The sequence below is a fragment of the Nocardia sp. NPDC004722 genome, assembly GCF_053601505.1.
In genome coordinates this window covers 1-7,163 of sequence record NZ_JBSGBY010000444.1, presented here as the reverse complement: position 1 = coordinate 7,163, position 7,163 = coordinate 1, and the positions used below count along the sequence as shown (strand labels likewise).

The window sequence follows — 7,163 nt, the reverse complement described above, 5'->3', positions numbered from 1 at the left end:
CACGGTGCCGGGCGCGACGAGCTAAGTTCAACGGTGATGAATAAACCGGCGCGCGGCCGCCGCTTCGGCGCACCCGACACCCGGCAGGCCATCCTCGAGGTGGCCCGCCGCCGCTTCCTGGCCGAGGGCTACGTGCACGTGACCATGCGTTCCCTGGCCGCCGACGCGGGCGTGGACGCCGCCCTGATCAGCTACTTCTTCGGCTCCAAACGCGGTCTCTTCGCCGCCGCCATGACCCTGCCGGAGAACCCCGCCGACCTGCTGGCCGCCGCCCTCCCCGGCGACCCCGCCGGACTGGCCCGCCGCGTGCTGACCTCGCTGCTCACCACCTGGGACGACCCGATCCGCGGACAGGCGATCCGCGCGGTCCTGACGGCGTCGGTCCAGGACCCTGATCTGGCTCGCGTCATCCGCGAAATGATCGACCGCGAACTCGTCACCGTCCTGGCCGACCATCTCGGCGGCACCCGAGCTCGAGCCCGCGCGGGCCTGTTCGCCACCCAAGCCCTCGGGCTGCTGCACGCTCGCTACATCCTGCGCCTCGAACCGATCGCCTCCATGCCGCCCGATGAATTAATCCGCGCCTTCACCCCTGCCCTCACCGCCACCCTCTTCGGACTTCCGCGCACGCCGATGAGTTCGGAAGCCGAGGGGCGTCGTAGGAGGTAACCGCGCGGCCCGACACTACGAACCGGCAAGGAGCACACGATGCGAAAGATCACGGCTGGAATGTTCATGTCCCTCGACGGCGTCATCGCCGATCCGCAGGACTGGCACTTCCCGTACTTCAACGACGAGATGGGCGAGGGGGTTTCGGTGCTGGCCGCGGCGGCGGACACCATGCTGTTCGGGCGGGTGACCTATGACGGGTTCGCCGGGGCCTGGCCCGAGCGGGAGGCCGCGGGCGGGGAGGACGCGGGATTCGCGAAGGCGCTCGGCGATATGCGCAAGATCGTGTTCTCCCGGGGACAGGTCGACCTGTCGTGGCGCAATTCCGAACAGCCGCAAGGGGATCTGGTCGAGGCGGTCACCGCGTTGAAGGCAGAGCCGGGCGGCGAGATCACGCTGAGCGGCTCGACCTCCATCGTTCAGCAGCTGCTGGCCGCCGGGCTGATCGACGAACTGCATCTGTTCGTCCACCCGATCGTGCTGCGCAACGGCGCGATGCGGCTGTTCGACGAAGGCACTCCGATTCCGCTGCAACTGCTTTCGGCCACAACCTTCAAGACCGGTGTCCTGCACCTGGTCTACGGTCCCGCCGAAGCCCCCGCCCCGGCAGGCTACGACGAGGCGAAAACGCATATCTCCTAAACGAATTCGACACCGGTGAGGGCCGTGCTGGCGGTCCACAGTTTGGCGGCGATATCGCGGTCGGTCATGTGCGGGAGCGGATTCTCCTGCTGTGGCCGCCCGCGAAGTCCGAAAACCGCGGGGCCCCACAGTTGGCCGCCGACGACCTCGGGGTCCAGCACCGCGCGGACGATCACGCGGGCACCGGCATGCTTGCCGTGCAGCACCGTCCGCGCGGGTAGCCCGCACAGGCGCTGGGCGAGGGTGCGGGAGAACAGCGGTGGCCGGGCCGGGGTCAGCACGTCCAGCGCGCCGCCCGGGTGGGCGACCACGCTCGCGATACCGGAACCCCGGGCCCGCAGCCGCCGATCCAGCTCGAACCCGAACATCATCTGGGCCAGCTTCGACCGCCCGTAACTCCGTTTGGCCCGATACTCCCGCTCTGATTGCAGATCATCCAGGTCCAATCGCTCCGACCGGGCCGCGAAACTGCCCACGGTGACCACCCGGCTCCCCTCGGCCAGTACCGGCGCCAGGTGGGCGACCAGCGCGAAATGCCCGAGATAGTTTGTCGCGAACATCATTTCGTGCCCGTGCGCGCTCACCTGGCGTTGCGGCCCCGACAACAGAATCCCGGCATTGAGCACCACCGCGTCCAGCCTGTCGACGCCGAGCGCGTCCACGCTCGCCGACAGCGAATCCGGATCCGCCAAATCCAACCGCACCCGCCGCACCCGGGCACCGTCCACCCGCGCCCGAATCACCTGCGCCGCCTTGTCAGCCTTGGCGGTATCACGGCAACCGAGCACCACGGTCGCGCCACTCGCCGCGAGCTGTTCCGCCGCGAAATACCCGATCCCCGCATTGCCCCCGGTCACCAGAACCGTCTTCCCATCGGCCCGAAGCCCACTATCCCAACTCATACCCCCAACCCTCACCCCGTCCGCTTGCACCGCCCTCACATCCGCCTGTCATGAGTCTCCGTAGCAGCTCACCGGGTGTGCCCGGCACCATCCGGCCGCGAAGTGGTTCGGCGCGCGGCGCAAACAGCAGACTCCGCGCGAGGTGGCAGGTACATACACGCTCGACCGGCGGAGGCTGAAAGTGATGACCGGTGGTCGGCCACAGTGGTACCGGATTCAGGCATGGGTCGAGTACCGCCGTGACGAGGCCGACCCGAGATGGCGCGAGTACTCGGCGACCTGGACCGCGGACGGGCCCGTACCGATCGACCGCTGGCTCCGTGAGCTGAGCCGACTGCCTGCCGTCGCGTCTCTCGCCGATCGAGTCGGCCGCAGCGGCATGTGGATCCGGCCCGAGACCCATGTCCTCCACAACCCGAGCGCCGGAGTGAACGCCCAAACCCCCGACGGCCGTTGGCGATTCACCGGCGGCGTGCTGCACTCGGCGACCCAGAGAGTCGAACTGCCCTACGTCTCCTGGTTCGAACAGTGGACCTACGCCGCCTTCCCCGCCGACGACATCCTCGTACTCGCCCTCGACACCGGCCAGCCCTGGGATTCCTGGGGCTCCCACGGCAGCCGCCACGGCTTCGTCATGGCCCTGGAACTCGTCGACGAGAATCGCTGGGAGCTGGTCGCTTTCGAATGGGGCCTCGACGGCAGAGACCACGACGAGAACTTCACCCCCGACTCGATCCTCTGGCACCGTCGTGGCCTGCTGGCATGGGTGTACAACGGTGATCTCACCTGGCACCTGCGCAGCGCACCCCGCGAACCCACCCCCATCGATTACCCGATCTATATCAACCAGTGCGATTCGGAACTCGACCTACTCGACCGTTCCGGCGAGTACTACCAGGCCGGAACCGAACTGACCCTCGACGAAACCGGCACCGTCCTCACCACCCGCCGCCCCGACACCACCGTCTTGTCGATCAACGTCGACCTCGACACGCAATCCACCGACGGCCACACCTGGGAGCCCGTACCCGAAGGCTGGATCTACCGTCCGAGTGCGTCGTAGCGGCTTCTCGGAATCGGGTGACCGAGGGGCGGGTGGTTTGAGAGGGTCGGGGGATGGAGATCGGTGTTGCGCTTCCGCAGATGGTTCCGGGGTATGGGCCGGGGACGACGGTCGAGTGGGCTCGGAGGGTTGATGCGGGGCCGTTTTCGAGTGTGTCGGTGGGGGAGCGGGTGACGTTCTCGAATCCGGAAATGGTTGCGACGCTGGGGGCTTGTGCGGCGGTGACGGAGCGGGTGCGGGTGCTGGGGAATCTTTGGGTGCTGCCGCAGCATCCGGTGGCGATGGTCGCCCAGCAGATCGGGACGCTCGACCAGCTGTCGAACGGGCGGCTCGAGGTGGCGGTGGGGGTTGGTGGGCGTGAGCACGACTATCGGGCGCTCGGAGCGGATTTCAAAGGACGCCACCAGCAGTTGGACGACAAGGTCGCCGAGTTGAAGGCGCTGCTCGCGGGCGAGCCGCCGTTCGAGGGCGCGGATCCGGTGGGGCCCGCGTGCGTGCAGCCGGGCGGTCCGATCATCCTCGCCGGTGCGATGGGGCCGAAGGCGATGCGGCGGGCGGCGCGGTGGGCCGACGGGATCTCCGGTTTCAGCATCGCGGGTGACGCCGCGGAGATCGCCAAGGTGGGTGAGCTCGCCGACCGGTGCTGGACCGAGGCCGGTCGGGCGACACGGCCGCGCAAGGTCAGCGGTTGCTTCACCGCGCTGGGCGTCGCGGACGCGTCGGAAGCGTTGCGCTCCTTCACCGCTCGGTATCTCGGCTTCCTGGGCCCCAAGCTCGCCGGGGCGATCGCCGCGTCGGCGCGGGCGTCGAGCCCGGAGGTGCTCGCCGAGATTCTCGACGGCGCGGAGCGGGCCGGGTGCGACGAGTTCATCCTGGTTCCCGCCGTCACCGACCTGAAATTCCTCGAGGTGGCGAGCGAGGTGGTTGCAGCCCGCCCTTGACGCCCGAGGATTGGAACCGGTTCCATTCCTGGCATGACTCTGCGCGTGATCCAGTGGGCCACAGGCGGGCTCGGACGGGCCGCGATCGGCCAGATCCAGCTGCACCCGGAACTCGAACTCGTCGGATGCTGGGTGCACTCGCCGGCCAAGGTCGGCCGGGACGCCGGTGAGCTCGCGGGTATCGGGCCGATCGGCGTCACCGCTACCGACAGCATCGACGAGATCCTCGCCCTCGACGCCGACTGCGTCCTGTACTCGCCGCTGATGCCGAATCCACAAGAGGTGGCGGCGATTCTGCGGTCGGGCAAGAACGTCGTCACGCCGCTGGGCTGGTTCTGGCCGACCGCCGAGGAGAAGCAACGGATGACGGCACCGGCCCTCGAGGGCGGCGTGACGCTGCACGGAACCGGGATCGACCCGGGCGGCGCCACCGAGCAGCAGCCGCTGTTCTTCACCGGCCTCTCCAGCGCGATCACGTTCGTGCGCGGCGAGGAGTACTCCGACATCCGCACCTACGACGCCCCCGACGTCGTACGCCACCTGATGGGTTTCGGTCAATCGCCCGAGCAGGCGATGAACGGACCGATGCTCGCGTTGCTGGACAACGGATTCGATCAATCGGTGCGAATGTGCCTGGACACACTGGGATTCGCCGACGCCGAGATCCGCAGCAGCCGCGAGGTGGCGGTCGCGACCGCGCCGATCGACTCCCCGATCGGGGTGATCCAGCCCGGCGAGGTCGCCGCCCAGCGCTTCGCCTGGGAGGCTTTCATCGGCGACGCCAAGGTCGTGCGGGTCGCGGTCAACTGGCTGATGGGCGACGAAAACCTGGACCCGCCTTGGAAATACGGTGACGGCGGCGTGCGCTTCGAAGTCGAGGTGAAAGGCGATCCTGACTGCCAGGTGACCATTCACGGCTGGCACCCGACCAGCATTGCCGCGGGGCTGCGCCGCAACCCCGGCATCGTCGTCACCGCCGCACACTGCGTCAACTCGATCCCCTACGTCTGCGCCGCCGAACCCGGTGTTCTGACCTTCGTCGACATGCCTGTGGTCACCGGACGGGCGCATCCGGACCTGGCCCGCTGACGGCGCGAGAGGGCTGATCGGAGGCGCGAGCGGATCCGGGACGGTAGTGCTGGCGCTACCCCGGCACCGGGCGATGGCCGTAGGGGCGATTCGGATGCCTGCGGGATGGGGCGCGAGGGAGCGCGATTTTACCGTGGTTGTGCTCCGACCGCCCCAGTGCCCGAAGGGAAATTCGTTGAAACCGAAGAGGTTTGGCATCGCAGGATCACTGCTGGTCATCGCGGCTCTCGTCACGACTGCCTGTGAGCCCGACCGGCCCCCTGTCGCCGTGCCGAGCACGACCACGACATCGGCCGCCGCCGCCGAGACGACCACGCTCCAGCGCGACGCCGACGCGATTCGCGATATCGGCATCACCGGCGTGCAGGCCAGGCTCATCGCCGCCGACGGCGGCGCCACGGTGGTGACCAGTGGCGTCGCCGATACCGTGAGCCGAGCTCCGGTGTCGGGGGAGGGGTATTTCCGGACCGCCAGCGCCACCAAGACATTCACCGCCACCGTGCTGCTGCAACTGGTCGGCGAGGGCAAGCTCACCCTGGAGGACACGGTCGAGAAGTGGTTGCCGGGCATGGTGCGCGGCAACGGCAACGACGGCACGAAGATCACGGTGCGCCAACTGCTCAACCACACCAGCGGATTGACGTACCCGAATCCGTACCAGCTGGCCTCCCCGGAGGACTACCACCGCTATGCCCTCGAGGTCCCGGTCTCGCCCGAACAGGTGGTGGCCACCGCGGTCCAGAGCCCGCCCAACTTCGCCCCCGGAACCGGTTGGAGTTACAGCAACACCGGCTATCTGCTGGCGGGGATGATCATCGAAAAAGTCACCGGCACACCGTGGTACGAGCAAGTCGGTCGCAGGATCATCACCCCGCTCGGTCTCGAACACACCAGCTTCCCCGGCGACGCGGCCACGATTCCCACCCCGCACGCCACCGGATACACGCAGTGGCCCACGGGCGGACTGGTCGACACCACCGACAACCGGATCAGCGGATTCGCCGCCGCCGCAGGCGCGCTGATCACCACCACCGCCGACCTCAACACCTTCTTCCGGGCCTTGCTCGGCGGCAAACTCCTGCCGCCCGCACAGCTCGCCGAAATGAAGAAGACGGTCGACACCGACGCCGAGGTCCGATCGGTCTTCCCCGGGGCCCGCTACGGCCTGGGCCTGTTCTCGATCGAATTGTCCTGCGGCGGAAGGTATTGGATGCACGGCGGCGACATCCCCGGCTACAAAACCAGAGACGGCGTCACCGACGACGGCACCCGCAGCGTCGTAGTGTCCATGTCCACCCTCCTGCAAGACACCGAACCCCATCAAATCGCCCAGGAAAAAGCGGCCATGACCCTCGTCGACCACGCCCTGTGCCACCCCGGACCCAACTGACACCGCTACCCGATGCGCTGTTGACGGATCCCGACACCGCCGTAATACTTAGGTTCGTGCCTAAGTATTACGGCGAACTCGATGCGGTGCTCCGCGCTCTCGCGGATCCGACGCGCCGAGCCATCGTCGAGCGGCTGGCGAAGTCGCCGGCCGTCGTCTCCGAGCTGGCGGCACCGTTCTCGATGGCGTTGCCGTCACTGATGCAGCATCTGCGCGTCCTCGAGAACGCCGGGCTGGTGACCTCACACAAGCTCGGACGCGTGCGCACCGTGAGCCTGCGACCGGGCGCGCTCGACGTCCTGCACCTGTGGCTCGGCGAAATACGAACCCCCGCGGAACAGCAGGCAGACCGGCTCGGAATTCACCTGACCCGCACCGCTTCGAAGGAGACCTGAAAATGACCCGCGTTCGCGTCAACTTGTTCGTCTCGCTGGACGGCTACACCTCGGCGAACGACAATTCCCCCG

The 7,163-nt window shown here is 67.9% G+C and carries 8 protein-coding genes; 7 read left to right on the top strand and 1 reads right to left on the bottom strand.

Translation table 11 applies throughout. From position 1 onward, the window contains the following. Together ACWELQ_RS32675 and ACWELQ_RS32670 are read left to right on the top strand one after the other, a co-directional pair. A partial coding sequence (locus ACWELQ_RS32675) for a TetR/AcrR family transcriptional regulator (RefSeq protein WP_452400891.1) occupies positions 1–669 on the top strand: 669 nt, incomplete at its 5' end. A gap of 39 nt (positions 670–708) precedes the next feature. Continuing rightward, a complete protein-coding gene (locus ACWELQ_RS32670; protein ID WP_452400890.1) occupies positions 709–1,311 on the top strand; it encodes a dihydrofolate reductase family protein in 603 nt (200 codons plus the stop codon). On the opposite strand, the gene ACWELQ_RS32665 is transcribed toward ACWELQ_RS32670, so the two are convergent. After that, positions 1,308–2,213, bottom strand: a complete 906-nt coding sequence (locus tag ACWELQ_RS32665) for an SDR family NAD(P)-dependent oxidoreductase (RefSeq protein WP_452400889.1) — start codon at positions 2,211–2,213, stop codon at positions 1,308–1,310. The genes ACWELQ_RS32670 and ACWELQ_RS32665 overlap by 4 nt on opposite strands. A gap of 184 nt (positions 2,214–2,397) precedes the next feature. Here ACWELQ_RS32665 and ACWELQ_RS32660 point away from each other — a divergent pair, with 184 nt between their 5' ends. From ACWELQ_RS32660 to ACWELQ_RS32640, 5 genes are all read left to right on the top strand, one after another. Beyond that, a complete protein-coding gene (locus ACWELQ_RS32660) occupies positions 2,398–3,276 on the top strand; it encodes a hypothetical protein (protein WP_452400888.1) in 879 nt (292 codons plus the stop codon). 53 nt (positions 3,277–3,329) lie between these two features. Further along, positions 3,330–4,217, top strand: a complete 888-nt coding sequence (locus ACWELQ_RS32655) for an LLM class flavin-dependent oxidoreductase (protein WP_452400887.1) — start codon at positions 3,330–3,332, stop codon at positions 4,215–4,217. Positions 4,218–4,250: 33 nt separating this feature from the next. Continuing rightward, positions 4,251–5,306, top strand: a complete 1,056-nt coding sequence (locus ACWELQ_RS32650; RefSeq protein WP_452400886.1) for an NAD(P)H-dependent amine dehydrogenase family protein — start codon at positions 4,251–4,253, stop codon at positions 5,304–5,306. 268 nt (positions 5,307–5,574) lie between these two features. Next, on the top strand, positions 5,575–6,696 hold the full coding sequence (locus ACWELQ_RS32645; RefSeq protein WP_452400885.1) for a serine hydrolase domain-containing protein: 1,122 nt from the start codon (positions 5,575–5,577) through the stop codon (positions 6,694–6,696). A gap of 56 nt (positions 6,697–6,752) precedes the next feature. Then, positions 6,753–7,091 carry an ArsR/SmtB family transcription factor gene (locus tag ACWELQ_RS32640; RefSeq protein WP_452400884.1) on the top strand — a complete coding sequence of 113 codons (339 nt, stop codon included), beginning with the start codon at positions 6,753–6,755 and terminating at the stop codon, positions 7,089–7,091. Positions 7,092–7,163 lie beyond the last annotated feature (72 nt).